The organism is Vibrio tarriae, from assembly GCF_002216685.1.
GTDB lineage: Bacteria > Pseudomonadota > Gammaproteobacteria > Enterobacterales > Vibrionaceae > Vibrio > Vibrio tarriae.
The window spans coordinates 29,735-45,736 of record NZ_CP022352.1; the positions used below are offsets into that span (position 1 = coordinate 29,735).

Genomic DNA, 16,002 nt, shown 5'->3' on the forward strand with positions numbered 1-16,002 from the left:
AATCGCGCCCTCATTTTATTAGATGCTGATGTAAAGACTAAGTTTAGAGATATACACCAGCTTAATGTGAAGAAACAGACCGATATGTGGAATAAACTCAATAAATCAATGATGTTCTGCCAAATGATGTTTGGCCTCTCGTTCTACGGCGTCATGGTGATCTTAACTCGCTTCTTCTTGGAAGATCTCAACTACAGCGAAGCCGATACCATGATGGTCGTGGGTGCATTCTCGTCGATTGGGCCCCTGTTTGCCATCGCCGGAGGTTTTATTGCCGATAAATTTCTCGGCGCGTATCGTTCATTGGCCATTTCTTACGTAACGTTTGCGATCGGTTACGCTTTATTGGTTTTGGGTGCATCATCCACCCATGTTCCCTTAAGTCTGGTTGGCATCGCTTTGGCCAGCTACGCTCGCGGCTTAATGTCACCTTCTTATCCAAGCTTGTACAAACGTACTTTTGCCAGTGAAGAAGATTTCAATAATGGCTATCCCGTTAACTATTCGGTCAACAACGTCGGCGCACTTTTGGGACAATACCTGTTTCCAATGCTAGTGTTGCTGCTGGGTTTTCACGGCAGCTTCGCGCTTTCTGCATTAATGGCAACCTTAGCCACCATCACCCTAGTGGTGATGCGTCGTCCACTGATTGAAGTGGCCAGCGAGAAAGATCAGCAATCCGTGAGCTTGAGCAATTGGATGGCGTTCACCCTACTTTCACTGGCGATGGTTGGTTTGGTATTTTTCATGTTCTCAAACATGGCGATTGGCCAAAACATCGTGTATGCGATTGGGCTTGCAGCGATTGTCTATTTCATCAGTTTGATGTTGAAAGCTCGCCGCGCGGAAGCTCTAAAAATGGGCACCATCTTGATTGTGACGGTACTGACCACCTGCTTCTTTGTGTATTACGGGCAAATGATGACCTCAATGACCATGGTCACGATTAATACCATGCGCGGCGAACTGTTTGGCATCATCCCGATTGCGCCGGAAGCCTCGATGGCCATGAACCCACTCTGGTGTATTGTGGCAGGCCCCGCCATTTCCTATCTGTTTTCTACACTAGAAAAGCGTGGCATTACCTTCTCAACCGCAACCAAAATCGCGTTTGCCTTTGTGCTAACCGCTATTTCATTTGGCATTCTGACGTTTGCCGTTTCAACCGTTGGTGAAGAGGCAATTATCCGCCCAGAAGTGTTCTTGGTGATCCATTTCTTCCAAGCGTTTGCAGAAGTCGTGGTGGGAAGTTTAGTAGTAGCGTTTATTCTGTCGGTCGCACCCAAGCAGATTGAGAATTTCTCAGTGAGCTTGTTTTATATCGCGATGGCGCTCAGCGGCATTATTGGCGCAGTCTTCTCCACCTCCATCGCGTTAGAAAAAGGCCAAGTTGTGACTCAGCAGATCGTACAGATCATTTACGGCGACTACTTCAAGTTGCTAACGGTACTCGCAGTCGTCATGGTGGGTGTGGCTCTGCTCGCGTCTGCGCTGATCCGTAAAATGCTTGCCGCAGCAGATGCGTATTCACCAAGTATCCAAGATAAGCAAGCTTAACAAGCAGTGAATCAAACCATCGCACAAACCAGAGATGGCAATGCGACTGCTGATGATTGATGAAATGGCCTGCGGGCCATTTCTTTTATCCCGTTTTTCTTATCTGGCGAAGGCAACAACCAACCCTGCCACAATCGCGCTAACGCCGAGTAAACGAGTTACGTACCAACGCTCTCCAAGAAATGCGATCCCCATAAACAGTCCAAACACGATGCTAGTTTGACGCAGTGCGACAATAAAACTGACGTTTTCGGTCAACGTCATGGCATAGAGGACCAAGCTATAGGTTCCTCCCATCATCAATCCCGCGAGGGTCGCGGTATAACGAATGCGCCATGCTTCAATAAACGGAGCGCGTTGACCAGTGAGCAAATACCAGATCGCCAGTGGTATGCACATTGCCCAAAATTGAATCCCCAAATAAAGCACGGCAGAGTAACTGGCAGGCATCTGTAAACCTACAGTCTGTTCTATGATCGCTAGCGCTTCTTTATCGATAATCGAATACCCTGCCGTGCCTAGCGCCGCGACCAAAGCCCACACAATGCCGAGGTTGGCATAATCGGCGAAACGAAACTGACGAAACTTTTGCAGCGGGATCATCAAGCAGCCGAGCGTGATCAACGCAAATCCCAGCCACTGATTAAGCTGTAAGTTATAGCCCAGCATCACAGTGCCTGCACCAACCAACAATACGGGCAATCCGCGCGCTAAAGGATAAGCAATGCCGATATCCACTTTGCTGTAAGCAAAAGCCAGCCCTAGCATGTACACCATCTGGCTCAGCCCACTCACAATCAGGAGTAACCAAAATTGAGTCGGCAGCGTTGACCAACCAATCTTAGTGAAATACCACAAAATATAAGGAGTGAGGAGTAGTGACGTCGCTGACGTGGCGCCAAGAAAGAACGAAGGACCCGAACTTTGGTAGCGTTTGCCGATGATGTTCCAGCCCGCATGCAACAGCGCAGAAAACAGCACAATTATGATAGGCACAATAGACATACGACAACCTTGTCATAGCCCTGTCGAAGACAGGGCAGAAATGCATGAGTGATAGAGTTAGCGCTTCAATTCAGCCATCGACTCAATGGTAATGGCATCGTGACGCCAATACTCAATATCACAATCGATCAACTCGCCTTTCTGGTTATAGTTGACCCGCTCCACCACCATTGCTGGTGTACCCGATGTTGCGCGCAGAGCTTGAGCCATTTCGCCCAGTAACGAGCTGGTTGATATACGGTAGTGAATCGTCTGGTATTGTGTCGCATAGTGTTCACGATACAGATCGGTGAGTGACTGTGACAGATCAAAATCGAGCAGATTCGGAAACAGCTCTGGGCGAATGTAGTTGGTCACATACACCACAGGTCGGTTATCCAAATAACGCACACGGTCTACACGATACACATCCGAAAACGGTTTAAGTTTTAAAAGGCGAGTCGCCTGCTTGTTGGCGATCACTGCTTTGGCAGACATCAGCTCCGTTTTCGGCTGGCGATTTTGCGCCAACGCCATATTGGTAAAATTGAGCGTTTGAGTGGGGTCATAGCGTAAAGGTGCGGGCGAAATAAACCAACCGCGGCGATCTTCACGATAAATCTTCCCTTCAGCTTCAAGTAGGGAAAGCGCCTCACGCAAGGTGACTCGCGTAGTATCAAATGATTCGGCTAACTTGCGCTCAGCGGGCAGCTTTTGGCGCGGCATCAGCATGCCGGCATCAATCTGCTCTACGATGGCATCTTTAATTTTTACGTATTGCACTTGCGATCCTATTGCCTCTTTCCACTAACGCTTGCGCCAAGCTTGCAGGCGGCCAAACAATCCAAACTCTAATCCCACATGCAGCAATTTGGCTAATGCGGCCGAGAGCATAATCATCACCGCCATGGCGGCGGCAGCGCCCGTTTGTCCTGCATCATCCATATTCAGTACCGCAACCGATGCGGGTACGGTGTCGGTTGAGTAGAGGAATACTACCGCAGAAGTGGTGGTTAATGCATTAATAAACAAATAGCTAGCAATGTCCAATACCGCAGGTAAGGACACGGGTAACGTCACTTTCCACAGTAAACGATATTGCGGCAGCTTGATGGAGGCGGCCGTCGCCTCCAATTCAGGTGGCAACTGTTTAAGCGCGGTAGCCGCTGTCATATGCCCCACCGTGTAGTAATGCACCACGGTATTGATCACCAAAAGCAGCATGCCGCCGTACAACCCATTGAGCGGATTAGACGCGTGATTGAAAAAGAAGATGTAACCCAAACCCAGCACTAAGCCGGGAACCGCCATCGGTACCATACTCAGCATCTGCATCGTCTGACGCAGCGGCGCGAACACTCGCCCTTTTTCAATACTGTAAGCGCCGAGAAAAATGATCACCGTTCCACACAACGCGGTGAAGCTGGCTAAGGTGAGTGAGTTAAAATACGGGCTCCAACCATAGGCACTGGTTTCGGCAAATTGGTAATGTTTGAGCGTCAGCGCCGTATTCCATGGCCAAAACGTCACCAGCGAGCCGTATACCGCAGTGGCTAATACTGCCACAATCGCCACGCAAATCAGTACACAATAGAGTAGGCATAAACCATCACGTAGCCGATGTGGTGCAGGTTGGTAAGCCACAGAACGGGTATCAAACAGGCTTTGCTGTTTTTTCTGCACCCAGCGATCGGCAATAAACGCAAACACGGCGGGTAGCAACAGCACAATACTGGTCACCGCGCCCATCGCGAAATTCTGTTGCCCCACTACTTGTTTGAAAATGTCCGTTGCAAGCACGTTATAGCTGCCACCAATCACTTTCGGTACACCGAAATCACACACCACCAAGGTAAAGACAACGATCAACGCACTGATCAACCCATATTTGGCCGCCGGTAGCGTAACAATAAAAAACGTTTTGATGGGGGATGTTTTCAGCGCCCTCGCCGCTTCATACAAACGGGCATCAGAGGTGCTCAGCGAAGTAGTCAGAATCATCAACGCATGCGGAAATGTCCAGAAAATCAAACCCAGCGTAATACCTAAGCCTCCATAAATGGATTCACCGCCGAGCCAACTCTTAAGCATCCCTTGATTACCAAATAGGAAAATCAGACTGATCGCGGGCAGTAATGAAGGCGCGAGAATCGGCGCACTGCCTAACACTCGAAACAGATGTTTTCCCGGCATACAAGAGCGGGTCAATGCGTAGGCGTAACCAAACGCGAGAATACCAACAATCGCCGTCACACTGATACCAAGCACTAAGGTATTGCGCAAAGATTGCCAGAGCGCTGCCGAGGAAAAATATTGGGCGAAGTAAGCGAGTCCGACAAATTCACCCTGCCCATTTTGCACGCTTTTCACCAACATAGCGGCCAGCGGCGCGACAATAAACAGCAGCATCAGTGATAGCAGGATTAATAAGGTGGTCGATAAAATCAGGCTATCGCGACTCCAATGCGGCAATATCCGCACTGAAAAAGTACGAGCGACATTCAACATACTTTTCTCCTTATGCCGCATAAGCACAGCTGGCTGTAGCTGCTGGCGTTGTCGACATGACCTTACGACGGTACGCGCGCAGCTGCCCTGCTCTCAATGCCAAATATCGAACATCGCCCGTTTTTAAATGCATGGTTTGTACCTGTGTGATCGGTAAATCGACACACACGGGCGGAGCCAAACGCTCACCTTGAAACATACATTCGACTCGATAAAACGCGCCAAGAAACTCCAAATGGCGAATGACGACTGGAATGGCCTCGTTGTAGCGCGTAACCAGTTCTAGATTTTCAGGGCGCACAGCCAAATCAAATTGTTCACCTTGGCAAGGCGTATAATTTTCGATTTTGGGCAAAGCAATAAGAGATTCAGCAATACGCAGTTGCTGGGAACTCGCCATGGAAACGGGAATAAAATTCATCGTGCCAACAAACTCAGCTACAAAACGGCTGGCGGGCTTTTGGTAGATCTCTTGCGGCGTACCAACTTGCTCAATCACCCCGTGGTTCATCACCACAATGCGATCCGCCATGGTTAACGCTTCTTCTTGATCATGCGTGACCATGATGGTGGTAATGCCCAATTTACGTTGCAGTTGGCAGATTTCTTCGCGCAAATGCGTTCTTACCTTGGCATCAAGAGCGGAAAGCGGTTCATCAAGCAGTAATAACCCCGGCGATAATGCCAAAGCACGCGCTAACGCCACCCGCTGCTGCTGACCGCCAGAGAGCTGGCTTGGGTATTTTTGTGCCGATGTGGCGAGCCCGATCATCTCCAACCACTGCTCCACTTTCTCTAACGCATCACGGACTGACATGCCTTGATTGCGCAAACCGATGGCGATGTTTTCTTCCACCGTTAAATTGGGAAATAGAGCATAAGATTGGAACACGATGCCGAAATCACGCTGCTCGGGTGGTAAAAAAGTAATCGCTTGCTGGTTTTGGTGAATGGTGCCAGAGGTGGGGAGATCTAACCCCGCGATGGCGCGCAATAAGGTGGTTTTGCCACAGCCAGAAGGGCCAAGAAAGCAGACAAACTCCCCTTTTTCAATCGACAAACTGATGTCATTGAGCGCGGTAAATGAGCCAAACTGTTTTACCACATGACGAATATCGAGGTAGCTTCTGCTGATCGCTTGAGGTTCATTCTGCTGCTGTGAATTAAGATTGTGCATGGTCATAAAAGCACCTTTAATTTGGTATAGTCCAAAACTAACAAGACTTTATTGCACTGCGGTGACAGTTTTATCGCTGATGCGTGACCATCTGATGACAGAGAGATAAAAAAGGAGGCTTTCGCCTCCTTTGATGAACAAGTTAAGATTTGGGTTCCGATTTAGCATCAAACTTTTCAGACCAGGTTTGCAGCACGCGGGCACGATCACTTCCCATTTGCGTGAAGTCCATCTTCGCCATCACTTTTTCAACATTGGGATAGTTAGGAACTTGCTTCCTGACATCTTGATGACCTACAACGGGATAGCTTTCAATATACAGCTCATTCGCGACTTTAGAGACAGACCAATCGACCACACGTTTTGCCGCATCGCTTGCTTTGACTAGCCCTACCGCTTCCGATTCCCAGCCAATGCCGTTTGGTACAATCACATCCAACGGTGCGCCTTGGGTTTTGAGTTTTGCGCCACGCGTTGCCATTGAGATGCCGATCGCCACTTCACCCATCCCCGCTTGAACGCAAGGTTTTGAGCCAGAATGCGTGTAATGGGCAATATTTTTATCAAGACGTTGCATGTAATCCCACGCTTTATCTTCGCCCATGTTTTGCAACCATGCGGAGACTTGCATGTACCCCGTGCCGGAAGACGCAGGGTTAGGCATCGCAATGTGGCCTTTGTAAACAGGGTTGGTCAAATCTTCCCAACTCTGTGGCTTGGGTAAATTCAGCTGTTTTGCCACCGCTTCGTTAAAGCATACCGCGTTAAAAAAAGCATCGTTGCCATACCATGCTTGCTGCGCTTGTGGATCGTTCAAATTAGCTCGTAACTCGTTCGCCCCTTTTGGAGTATAAGGTTTTAGTACACCTTGATCTTTGAGGAGAGCCATTGACGATCCAGCCAATCCCCACACCACTTCGGCACGTGGGTTGTCTTTTTCAGCCAGCAGTTTTGCCGTCATGATCCCGGTCGAATCGCGTACCCACTTAATCTCAATATCTGGGTTCTCTTTTTCAAAAGCGCTTTTGTATTTCGCCAGCAGATCGGTTTCAAATGCGGTATAAACCGTGACTTCTTGTCCCGCAAACGCGTGAGCAGACATAAGTGCTGCGATCGCCGTTAAGGTTCCTTTCAATATACGTGGATTCATCATTCTCTCCGATTGATTAAGTTTGGTATGTACCAGAATTGATATTTACCCTACCCAGTCTGTGTGACGATTCGATGAAGAAAAATTGGCAGTTTCACGACGATTTTGGGTTCTTTTCATGCCACTTTTCCTGCATCCGCGGTTATGAAACTTTTATGAAATTCGCATTCAGAGGGTTTACCGCGTGCATTTCTCGTTGTTAGATAGCGTCAAATTTATTGGTATAGTCCAAAAAGGGAATAGACATGAAGAATGCTTATCTACTGCTGACACCAGGACCGCTTTCCACCTCAGAATCCGTGCGTGAAGCTATGCTTAAAGACTGGTGTACTTGGGATGATGATTACAACTTAGAGATTGTTGAAGTGATCCGCCGCAAACTCGTCACACTGGCCACCACACAATCCGGTTACACCTCGGTGTTGATGCAAGGCAGTGGCACCGCTTCTGTCGAAGCCACCATTGGAAGCGTGATGTTACCGACGGATAAGCTACTCGTGATTGATAACGGTGCTTATGGCGCACGCATCGCGCAAATCGCTCAGTACCTGAATATCGCATGTCGTGTTATTGCTCCCGGAGAAACGGCGCAGCCTAATCTTGATGAGATTGCCGATGTGCTGACCCATGATCCGGCAATTACGCATGTGGCAATTGTGCACTGCGAAACCACCACCGGCATGCTGAACCCGATTGCTGAAGTGGCTAAGATCGCTAAACAGCATGGCAAGCGTGTGATTCTCGATGCGATGTCGAGCTTTGGCGGTATTCCGATGGATATTGGTGCTCTGGGTATCGATTTTATGATCAGCTCAGCCAACAAATGCATTCAAGGGGTGCCGGGATTTGGTTTTGTGATTGCCAAACGCAGCGAGCTTGAACAGTGCCAAGGCCGCGCACGCTCACTCACTTTAGATTTGTTCGACCAATGGCAATGTATGGAGAAAAATCACGGCAAGTGGCGTTTTACCTCTCCCACTCATACGGTTCGTGCGTTCTATCAAGCGTTACTTGAGTTGGAAAACGAAGGTGGCATCGCGGCGCGCTATCAGCGTTATCAGACCAATCAGACCCAATTGGTGAAAGGCATGCGTGAACTGGGTTTTGCCCCGTTACTCCCAGAAAAGCTGCATTCCCCCATCATCACCTCTTTCTATTCACCTGAACATTCGGATTACCAGTTTGCGGAGTTTTATCAGCGCTTAAAACAGCAAGGCTTTGTGATTTATCCCGGCAAAGTCAGTCACGCTGACTGTTTTCGGATTGGCAATATTGGTGAGGTGTATCCGCAAGATATTGAGCGCCTACTGAGCGCCATGCAGCACGCTATGTATTGGCAACAAGCGTAAACGGTTAGGAAAATCCGATGAAAGCATTCGATCCCCTCTCGCCACATAGCGCAACTCACTGGCGCAGCGAAGGCGATATCAATACCACCGCCGCACGTCGTGATTGGTTAGCGCATGTGAATGATGAAACCACTCTGAATTTGTTACAACGTGACGAAAATGTATTTCTGCATCAAGCCATGTCCACACCTTGTCTCGATGTATTGGCCAGTGCAGCGGGCTGCTATTTGTATGATGTGTCAGGGAAAAGTTATCTCGATTTTCATGGCAATAATGTGCATCAACTCGGTCATGGGCATCCGCAGGTGATCGAAAAAATCACCGAACAGATGCAAACCTTGCCTTTCGCCCCGCGCCGTTTTACCCATGACACCGCCATTCGCTGCGCAGAAAAGCTCACGGAGATTGCCGGCGGTGAGCTAAACCGAGTGCTGTTCGCTCCCGGCGGCACTTCGGTGATTGGTATGGCGCTCAAATTAGCTCGTCATGTCACGCAGAATTTTAAAGTGGTCAGTTTGTGGGATGCTTTTCATGGCGCGTCGCTGGATGCGATCTCTATTGGCGGCGAAGCTTGCTTCCGTCAAGGCATGGGGCCACTGATGGCAGGCGTGGAGCGTATTCCTCCAGCCATCACTTATCGCGGTGCATTTCCCCGAGAAGACGGCTGCGATGTGCACTACGCCGATTACTTGGAATACGTGATTGAAAAAGAAGGCGGCATTGGCGCATTCATCGCCGAAGCGGTACGCAATACCGATGTACAAGTACCAAGCCGCGCCTATTGGCAACGCGTAAGGGAAATCTGCGATAAACACAATGTATTGCTGATCATTGATGACATTCCCAACGGCATGGGGCGCAGCGGTGAGTGGTTTACTCACCAAGCGTTCGGCATCGAGCCTGATATTTTGTGTATCGGCAAAGGTTTGGGGGCTGGTCTTATCCCCATCGCCGCTCTACTTACCAAGGATAAATACAACACCGCCGCGCAGGTTTCTTTGGGGCATTACACCCATGAAAAAAGCCCGCTGGGCTGCGCTGCAGCATTAGCCACAATTGAAGTGATTGAGCAGCAAAACTTACTCGCTAAAGTTCAAGCGGATAGCGTTTATATGCGTCAACGTCTTAGTCAAATGCAGCAGCAATTTTCACTGATTGGCGATGTGCGCGGTATGGGTTTGCTTTGGGGCATTGAACTGGTAACTGATCGCGAGACCAAACAGCGTGCTCACGATGAAGCCGAAGCCATACTTTATCACTGCTTACGTCATGGGCTGAGCTTTAAAGTCTCACAAGGCAATGTGCTGCAGCTTAGCCCGCCATTGATCATTTCACGTCAAGAGCTAGATCAAGCTCTCGATATTCTCTATTCCGCTTTGCTCGCTGTTAGCCAGCAGATGAATTACTCATATTAAGGAAAAATTATGAACTCTCCGATTCAAGCCGTTATTTTCGATTGGGCTGGCACTATTGTGGATTTTGGATCCTTTGCGCCGACCTCTATTTTTGTTGAAGCTTTCAAGCAAGGTTTTGATTTTGAGATTAGTCTTGCCGAAGCTCGCGAGCCAATGGGACTGGGCAAATGGCAACACATTGAAGCAGTAGGAAAACTCCCCTGTGTTGCGCAGCGCTGGCAGAAGCAATTTGGACGCCCGATGCAAGCCAGCGATATTGATGCGATTTACGCCGCCTTTATGCCGCTGCAAATCGCCAAAGTCGCCGATCACGCAGCACCGATCCCACACTCACTTGAAGTGGTTGAACAGATCCGATCGCGTGGGATCAAAATCGGATCTTGCTCTGGTTATCCACGCCAAGTGATGGACGTGTTGATCGCTGCGGCAGCCGATTACGGTTATCGTCCGGATTATGTGGTTGCTACCGATGATTTACCGCAAGGTGGCCGCCCCGCCCCTTTTATGGCACTCAAAAATGTCATTGAGCTTGGCGTGACCGATGTACGCGCTTGCGTGAAAGTCGATGATGCGCTGCCCGGCATCGAGGAAGGCCATAATGCGGGGATGTGGACGGTCGGTTTACTACTGTCAGGCAACGAAGCTGGGTTAACCCTTGAAGAGTATCAACATGCCGATGCCAAAACGCTGCAAGTGGCGCGCGAACGTGCACAAGCCAAACTGCAACAGGCAAAACCGCATTATTTGATCGATACGGTTGCAGACTTGCCTGCCGTGCTCGCACAAATTGAGCAAAGATTATTAGCCGGTGAACGACCTTAAGCGGTCAGTTCGTTTACTCTATTTCTCGCTCCCCTTCTAAAAATCTGGTTATCTATTGGGGACTTGAAATCTTCTGCTATGCGAGCTATGGTTAGTCCGACAACTTAACAAAACTGATTGATACCGCCCTGTTTTCAGGGCGGTATTTATTTGGGAGGAATAAAATGTCTCAACTTAATACTATCGTGGTGTCCACTCGCGATATGGACAGAATCAGCCAGTTGATGGATAACCTAGCCACTTTGTCGCCAGAGCTAGAGAAACTGGAAGAAGAATTGGATCGCGCCACTGTGCTCGAACCTGCAGAGATGCCAGAGAATGTCGTCACCATGAATTCTACAGTGCGCTTTAAATTTTTGGGCAGCGATGAAGTGATGGAAAAAACCTTGGTGTATCCAAACGATGTGAAAAGCAGCGCGGATGTTTCGATTTTCGCCCCTGTGGGAAGCGCATTGCTTGGTTTGGCAGTCGGTCAACAACTGGCTTGGCCAATGCCGGGCGGTACACTCAAAACCCTCGAAATCATCGATATCGTCTATCAACCTGAACGCGCAGGCGAATTCCACCGTTAATCAGATATCCGGTGCAAAGTGGTTCACTTTGCACCAGGAGCGCCTCGCTTATTCATGGCATTACGCCAACAAAATTTCTCTCAGCTCATGCAGTGAAGCGACTTCATAATGTGGCGTAATGCCTTCTGGTTTCGGGTGCTGATGCACATTGAGCCAGCAAGTTTCGATGCCAAAATTCAAGCCACCAAGAATGTCAGAATGTGGATTATCCCCGACCATCAGCACTCGGCTTTTAGCAGGGTTTCCCATACGCTCTAACGCGTGGGCAAAAATGCCAGCATCGGGTTTAGCAATCCCAACTTCCTCGGAAATCACAATGTGGTCAAAAAAGTCGGTCATGCCGGTTTTGGCCAATCGTACATCTTGTAGTTCAGTAAAACCGTTGGTGATAATGCCCAAACGCGCTTTACCTTGTAGCGCCTGCATCAACTCCATTGCGCCCGGTAGCAAGGTGCAAATATCCGCCATGGCTTGCAAAAATGCGCTATTAAGCTCGGCAGTGGTGGTATTGAGCTTTTCAGCCCAGCCCGAAAAGCGCGTATGTTTCAATTGCGCGGCAGTGATATCACCATTTTGGTAATCCACCCACAGCGGTTTATTCACTTCTTGGTATTGGTGAAAATCTTGTTCGGTAAACTCCACGCCTTTCCGCGCGAACATCAGCTGCATTCCTTTAAAAGCATCGAAATGAAACAAGGTCTCGTCAGCGTCAAATAAGATCCAATCGTACTTCATGATGATCTCCTTAAAATCAAGCCGACAGTGTAGTGTTTTTCGCTGTGAATGAACATGGTTATCATTTTGTTAAACCGCCAGCAAATATGTAATTTATTTCCGTCAACTGACAGATTCGGTGACTTAGCGCAAAAAGTAGCCCGACATTTCTTTTTATAAAGAGCCGTGAAGCGATACATTGAACGGCAGAAGGAGTGGTTATGAAGCGTTTTTTCCCGTCAGCAGTGATGTTGATCCCGTTTGTGGTCAAACATTACCCCGAGCAGGAAGAGTATTCAGCGGCAGAAGATGGCGCGGAGCATGACACTCCTTCCTCGATAGCTAAAGACCATCTCACCGACACGTCTAAGGCGCATAAGCAATCTATGGAGGATTAATGTCATGAAGAAAGTCGCGGTTATTCTCAGTGGCTGTGGAGTTTTCGATGGAGCAGAGATCCACGAATCGGTGCTTGCGCTGCATGCCATCGAGAAACAAGGAGCCAGTTGGCACTGCTTTGCGCCGAATGTGGAACAGATGCATGTCATTAACCACCTCACGGGTGAAGAGATGCCAGAAACACGCAATGTGTTGGTGGAATCTGCCCGCATTGCGCGCGGAAAAATCCAAGATGTAGCCACACTCAATGTGAATGAATTTGATGCACTTTTGCTACCGGGTGGGTTTGGAGCCGCGAAAAATCTCACCGACTTTGCGGTGAAAGGCGCACAATGCAGTATCAACCCTGATGTAGCTGCCGCTTGCCTTGCTTTTGCGGATGCGCAAAAACCTGCGGGTTATATCTGTATTGCCCCAACCATCATACCGATGATTTATGGCGAAGCGGCGCAAGGTACGATTGGCAACGATCACGGCACCGCGACTGCGTTTAATCAGTTAGGTGGACAGCATGTAGACTGTCCAGTGGAAGGTATTGTATTTGATGAAAGGCACAAAGTGCTTTCCACTCCCGCTTACATGTTGGCGGAGAATATTTCCCAAGCCGCTTCCGGTATCGAAAAATTGGTTGAGCGCCTACTGCAACTGGCTTAGTGTTTTACTAACTCAATCAACAACCATGCCCACTTTATGTGGGCATTTGTTTTAATTTTCAGACCAACAAATAATACTAATTTGTTCCAGAAATAAAACTGACACATTAATAATGATAGTTTTATAGAAATTACAAATGGCCTAATTGCCATAATCTTGAAGCCAATATAACCTTGATAACGTAACAGGCAGCAAAAGACCGTTTGGTTCTCCTGATACCGTTACCCTTTTAACTTTAACTTTTAATCCAAATTTTGGAGAAAACCCAATGAGCTTACTCAAAGAGTTCAAGGCTTTTGCATCTCGTGGCAATGTGATCGACATGGCAGTCGGTATCATTATTGGTGCAGCGTTTGGCAAAATAGTGTCATCTTTTGTAGCAGACATCATTATGCCGCCAATCGGTATTATTTTAGGCGGTGTGAATTTTAGCGATCTAAGTTTCGTGTTACTTGCCGCACAAGGTGATGCCCCTGCCGTCGTGATTGCCTACGGTAAATTTATTCAAACCGTGGTCGATTTTACGATTATCGCTTTCGCTATTTTCATGGGTTTAAAAGCAATCAATAGCTTAAAGCGCAAGGAAGAAGAGGCACCGAAAGCCCCACCTGTACCGACTAAAGATCAAGAATTACTCTCAGAGATTCGTGACTTGCTGAAATCTCAGCAAGATAAATAATGCTGCACGGTAACCCTCTTTGTAAGGCGCTTGGTTGAGCGCCTTTTCAATCATCATGGGGTAAAAAGCAGTAAAAACCGTGTGCTTCAATTGATCAAAATCAGCAATTCGCTAAAATCCCACTCGCTCGCAGAATTCACTCCACAAGAATCTTTACAAGCCACAATTTATCGCTATGATTTGCGCGCAAACGTTTGCCTCACCATTTTAACCACTTACGATGAGGGTTTTATGCTGCCAGATATTGAAATTTGCCGCGCTACACCATTAGCGTCTATCGACACCATTGCTCAAAAAGCGGGATTGCTCGCGAATGAGTACGAAAGCCACGGACTGCATAAAGCCAAAGTGTCACTGCACTGTCTAAATCGATTAGCCAGTAGGCCTAAAGGCAAATTTATTCTGGTCACCGCGATTACCCCAACGCCATTGGGTGAAGGCAAAACGGTCACCACGATCGGTTTGGCGCAGGGGTTAGCCAAACTTCATCATTCAGTGATGGCTTGCATTCGCCAGCCTTCAATGGGACCGATTTTTGGGGTAAAAGGCGGCGCGGCGGGCGGCGGTTATTCACAAGTTGCGCCGATGGAAGAGCTGAATCTGCATTTAACCGGTGATATTCACGCCGTGACGGCGGCGCATAACCTTGCGGCGGCAGCGATTGATTCACGAATTTATCACGAGCAACGCCTCGGCTATGCAGATTTTGAGCGCCGCACCGGCATGCAAGCGCTGCGCATTGACCCTAAACAAGTGGTGTGGAAACGCGTGATGGATCATAACGATCGTGCGCTGCGCATGGTGATGGTTGGCCGCAATGAACCCGGAAAAAACATTAATGGTTATGAACGCGAAGATGGGTTTGATATCTCTGCCGCCTCCGAATTGATGGCGATTCTGGCTCTCGCCTCCGATCTACGCGATTTGCGTCGCCGCATCGGTAATGTGGTGTTGGCTTATGATTTAGACGGTAATCCGGTCACCACCGAAGATCTGAAAGTGGCCGGCGCAATGGCCGTCAGCATGAAAGAAGCCATTGAGCCGACCTTAATGCAGACTTTAGAAGGCGTACCAACGCTGATTCACGCAGGCCCATTTGCCAACATCGCGCACGGTAATTCATCGATCATTGCTGATGAAATCGCCACCCGTTTGGCGGACTACACGGTGACCGAAGGTGGTTTTGGCTCCGATATGGGATTTGAGAAAGCGTGCAACATCAAAGCCAAAGCATCTGGTAAAACACCAGACTGTGCAGTGATTGTCGCCACCTTACGCGGCTTAAAAGCCAATTCAGGCCAGTACGATTTACGTCCCGGTCAAGCCGTACCTAATACCTTATTCGCGCCAGACAGCGCCGCTTTACAAGCCGGTTTTGCCAACCTGAAATGGCATATTGATAACGTTAACCAGTATGGCGTTCCTGCCGTGGTGGCGATTAACCGCTTCCCACAAGATTGTTCCGAAGAGCTAGAGCAACTGGTTAAACTGATTGAAGCCCTGCCCAATCGCGTATCGGTAGCCATTTCTGAAGGCTTTGCCAAAGGTGGTGAAGGCACCCAACTCCTTGCCGAAAAAGTGGTTGAGCAGTGTCAACATCCAGCGAAATTCACTCCGCTCTACCATTCAGACATGCCATTGGATGAAAAACTCAAAGCCGTGGCAATGAAAGGTTATGGTGCAGCCGACATTGACCTGAGTGATAAAGCAGCGCAGCAATTAGCCAAACTGCAAGCTCAAGGCTTTGATCATCTTGCGGTTTGTTTGGCAAAAACACCGCTGTCGATATCTACCGATCCCGCCGTTAAAGGCGCGCCGCGTGATTTTATCGTGCCAATCCGCGAGCTACGTTTATGTGCAGGTGCAGAGTTTGTCTACGCCCTGTGTGGCAGTGTGATGACCATGCCGGGGCTCCCGGAAAAACCGTCCTTTATGTCACTTGATTTGGATCACAACGGCAATATTATCGGCCTCAGTTAATCGCATTTCTTATTCGCGCCGTGTTGTCACTTGCTTCACGGC

15 protein-coding genes are annotated in these 16,002 nt (G+C 48.7%); 9 read left to right on the forward strand and 6 right to left on the reverse strand.

All coding sequences use genetic code 11. The features are described from left to right. Positions 1 to 84 precede the first annotated feature (84 nt). The gene (locus CEQ48_RS00170) at positions 85 to 1,557 is read left to right on the forward strand and encodes a peptide MFS transporter (RefSeq protein ID WP_089069828.1); all 1,473 of its coding nucleotides are present in this window, start codon (positions 85 to 87) and stop codon (positions 1,555 to 1,557) included. Between the two features lie 99 nt (positions 1,558 to 1,656). Here the strand turns inward: CEQ48_RS00170 and CEQ48_RS00175 are convergent, their stop codons facing one another. The 5 genes from CEQ48_RS00175 to CEQ48_RS00195 all read right to left on the reverse strand — a co-directional run bounded on the left by CEQ48_RS00175 (position 1,657) and on the right by CEQ48_RS00195 (position 7,379). After that, positions 1,657 to 2,562, reverse strand: coding sequence for a DMT family transporter (locus CEQ48_RS00175; protein ID WP_089069829.1), 906 nt, complete (start codon positions 2,560 to 2,562; stop codon positions 1,657 to 1,659). Between the two features lie 57 nt (positions 2,563 to 2,619). Beyond that, a complete protein-coding gene (gene phnR, locus CEQ48_RS00180; protein WP_044126517.1) occupies positions 2,620 to 3,324 on the reverse strand; it encodes a phosphonate utilization transcriptional regulator PhnR in 705 nt (234 codons plus the stop codon). A 24-nt stretch (positions 3,325 to 3,348) separates the two neighbouring features. Further along, positions 3,349 to 5,049: a putative 2-aminoethylphosphonate ABC transporter permease subunit gene (locus CEQ48_RS00185; protein WP_198301100.1), complete on the reverse strand. Its 1,701-nt coding sequence runs from the start codon at positions 5,047 to 5,049 to the stop codon at positions 3,349 to 3,351. Between the two features lie 10 nt (positions 5,050 to 5,059). Next, on the reverse strand, positions 5,060 to 6,232 hold the full coding sequence (locus CEQ48_RS00190; RefSeq protein WP_089069831.1) for a putative 2-aminoethylphosphonate ABC transporter ATP-binding protein: 1,173 nt from the start codon (positions 6,230 to 6,232) through the stop codon (positions 5,060 to 5,062). Between the two features lie 136 nt (positions 6,233 to 6,368). Beyond that, the gene (locus tag CEQ48_RS00195) at positions 6,369 to 7,379 is read right to left on the reverse strand and encodes a putative 2-aminoethylphosphonate ABC transporter substrate-binding protein (RefSeq protein WP_089069832.1); all 1,011 of its coding nucleotides are present in this window, start codon (positions 7,377 to 7,379) and stop codon (positions 6,369 to 6,371) included. A 242-nt stretch (positions 7,380 to 7,621) separates the two neighbouring features. Here CEQ48_RS00195 and phnW point away from each other — a divergent pair, with 242 nt between their 5' ends. The 4 genes from phnW to rnk all read left to right on the forward strand — a co-directional run bounded on the left by phnW (position 7,622) and on the right by rnk (position 11,534). After that, the gene (gene phnW / locus CEQ48_RS00200; protein ID WP_055049881.1) at positions 7,622 to 8,725 is read left to right on the forward strand and encodes a 2-aminoethylphosphonate--pyruvate transaminase; all 1,104 of its coding nucleotides are present in this window, start codon (positions 7,622 to 7,624) and stop codon (positions 8,723 to 8,725) included. A 17-nt stretch (positions 8,726 to 8,742) separates the two neighbouring features. Beyond that, positions 8,743 to 10,140 (forward strand): aspartate aminotransferase family protein, encoded by a 1,398-nt coding sequence (locus CEQ48_RS00205; protein ID WP_089069833.1) that lies wholly within the window; start codon positions 8,743 to 8,745, stop codon positions 10,138 to 10,140. A 6-nt stretch (positions 10,141 to 10,146) separates the two neighbouring features. Further along, a complete protein-coding gene (phnX, locus tag CEQ48_RS00210) occupies positions 10,147 to 10,962 on the forward strand; it encodes a phosphonoacetaldehyde hydrolase (protein WP_089069834.1) in 816 nt (271 codons plus the stop codon). 164 nt (positions 10,963 to 11,126) lie between these two features. Next, a complete protein-coding gene (rnk, locus tag CEQ48_RS00215) occupies positions 11,127 to 11,534 on the forward strand; it encodes a nucleoside diphosphate kinase regulator (RefSeq protein WP_000080748.1) in 408 nt (135 codons plus the stop codon). A gap of 60 nt (positions 11,535 to 11,594) precedes the next feature. Here the strand turns inward: rnk and yjjG are convergent, their stop codons facing one another. Continuing rightward, the gene (yjjG, locus tag CEQ48_RS00220) at positions 11,595 to 12,269 is read right to left on the reverse strand and encodes a pyrimidine 5'-nucleotidase (RefSeq protein ID WP_089069835.1); all 675 of its coding nucleotides are present in this window, start codon (positions 12,267 to 12,269) and stop codon (positions 11,595 to 11,597) included. A gap of 200 nt (positions 12,270 to 12,469) precedes the next feature. Here yjjG and CEQ48_RS00225 point away from each other — a divergent pair, with 200 nt between their 5' ends. The 4 genes from CEQ48_RS00225 (at position 12,470) to CEQ48_RS00240 (ending at position 15,960) form a co-directional block, all read left to right on the forward strand. Continuing rightward, entirely contained in the window at positions 12,470 to 12,646 is a 177-nt protein-coding gene (locus CEQ48_RS00225) for a hypothetical protein (RefSeq protein ID WP_181710949.1), read from the forward strand. Positions 12,647 to 12,650: 4 nt separating this feature from the next. Beyond that, a complete protein-coding gene (gene elbB / locus CEQ48_RS00230) occupies positions 12,651 to 13,301 on the forward strand; it encodes an isoprenoid biosynthesis glyoxalase ElbB (RefSeq protein WP_089069837.1) in 651 nt (216 codons plus the stop codon). 268 nt (positions 13,302 to 13,569) lie between these two features. Then, the gene (gene mscL, locus CEQ48_RS00235; RefSeq protein WP_089069838.1) at positions 13,570 to 13,980 is read left to right on the forward strand and encodes a large-conductance mechanosensitive channel protein MscL; all 411 of its coding nucleotides are present in this window, start codon (positions 13,570 to 13,572) and stop codon (positions 13,978 to 13,980) included. Positions 13,981 to 14,211: 231 nt separating this feature from the next. Then, complete coding sequence (locus CEQ48_RS00240; RefSeq protein WP_089070538.1) at positions 14,212 to 15,960, forward strand: formate--tetrahydrofolate ligase; 1,749 nt, start codon at positions 14,212 to 14,214, stop codon at positions 15,958 to 15,960. Positions 15,961 to 16,002: the final 42 nt, after the last annotated feature.